The 1,796-nt window shown below is 35.4% G+C and carries 1 protein-coding gene and 1 pseudogene; both read right to left on the bottom strand.

All coding sequences use genetic code 11. The features are described 5' to 3' along the window. Nucleotides 1–714: pseudogene (locus ACH5AO_RS37215) on the bottom strand (hypothetical protein); the annotation flags it as partial. Between the two features lie 523 nt (nucleotides 715–1,237). Further along, on the bottom strand, nucleotides 1,238–1,387 hold the full coding sequence (locus tag ACH5AO_RS37210) for a toxin-antitoxin system HicB family antitoxin (RefSeq protein WP_350502499.1): 150 nt from the start codon (nucleotides 1,385–1,387) through the stop codon (nucleotides 1,238–1,240). Nucleotides 1,388–1,796: the final 409 nt, after the last annotated feature.

Raw genomic sequence — 1,796 nt, 5'->3', positions numbered from 1 at the left:
TATCTTATGAATATTGCCTAGATATTCATTTTCATAGTTTTTGGAATATGTTATATATTCGTCATGAGACTTTAGCAGAGTCTCTTTTTCTTTTTCCGTCAAAATATACTCTTCAGGCTTCTTTAACCCTCTACTCGAAAAATAAGACTTCTCTCCAAGTAATCTTTCGTCAATATTATCCTTTATCATATATTTCGTTATATAAGCCCCTACATTGTCCACGTGGTCTATTTTATTTATTTTAACAAACCCATGACCCCAGATGTCCGATAGAACGTCTACAGGCGTGTAAGGAAGGTTATAGACCAATAGGTGATAATGTATAGCCCCTCGTTTCTGAAACTCAATTACAGCAGTGTATTTTAGTTTTATTTTTAAAGTGTAATTCAGCCTTTGGATAAACTTTTTGAAGTTATAGTTAGATTGTTTTATGTCCTGCATGTTTTCAGCATATGTAAGTGTGAAAAATTTCGGTTGCTCGTTCCACGCATTTGCATTGGCATTTGCTTGGTTAAACACTTGCTTCCTTGCACGATATAACACATCAGACCTGTTCTTCATCTTTGTTTCAGCATCATTTATCCAATCATGATCAGACTGTTTTTTCCTACCAGCATTTTCACGAACTGCATCTTTACCTGTTGCTACCTCTTTCTCGTAGCTCAATAATTCCCATACACCGCCACTTTTTATTAGTTTGTGACGATACCTCAATTATAAAATACCTCTCTTCCTTGTCTAAATTTTTCTGCTTATTAATCGCTATAATCAAGTTAAGTAAGAAACAGAAATAGCGATTAAATATTAACCTATTTTTCTATCAGATTTAAACGGAAATATAAATCCTAAATCTACTAGAATTGTACCACTAAATTCGCCGCAGCCGGTTATTACTTTTCTATCAACTCCTGAAATTTTATAAAAGAATCCTGGTTGCAAAATGATAGTTTGTTTTAGTGCGTGTAATGTAACCACCATTACTTTTGTGTCTTCGGTTTTGTAATAAGAAATATTAAACATGTGCTCGTCCTCTTTTCTTGTTTTTTTAGTTGCGCTTCACCATCACCACTGCGTAGATCTACTCCATGAATCCTTGACTCGGAACCTTTGCGACCCAGATTACTTGCCACCGTCGCCACCTTCTAGAAATCTTTAATGTGGCAAACCGAACTAGGTTATCAGAGTCGCCTTTCCAAGTAAAGGAACCGCTACGCTTTCACTACGTAGAACTACTCCGTTAAAACTCTTTATCGTCTTTATATTCGCTCAGTATGTATGAAATCAAAGCGTTGACCGACATACCTCTCTTTTCAGCTTCTTTTTTTAACCATTCGTGTAGGTCTTCAGTAAGCCTTAGAGAAAAAACCGCTTTTCCCAATAACTTCACCTCCTTATGGTATCATTATAGTATCAAAGTGGTATCATGTCAATACCATAATGGTTAGTGTTATTTCTCTCGGTCTTTTATAAATAAAATAAATCCGCCTTGCGGTGTCGGGGGCCCCAACTGGAGTCACCCCACCCACACGCAAAAGGGCGGATTTTATATTTTCAAGGAAATTAAATAAGGACCCCATTATAGGAGTCCCATTGTCAAAGTTTGAACACTTTACCCGCTATTAGAAAACGGTAAAGTCATAGTATTTTTATTTTCTATGTGTTAAAATAGCGCTGTTAACTTTTGCGATTTAAGTTAATTTGTATCTTATGAATATTGCCTAGATATTCATTTTCATAGTTTTTGGAATATGTTATATATTCGTCATGAGACTTTAGCAGAGTCTCTTTTTCTTTTT

The organism is Streptomyces sp. NPDC018964, assembly GCF_044390325.1.
Taxonomy (GTDB): Bacteria; Actinomycetota; Actinomycetes; order Streptomycetales; family Streptomycetaceae; genus Streptomyces.
Note: the sequence above shows the minus strand (reverse complement) of the source record. Positions and strands in the feature narration are given on the sequence as shown.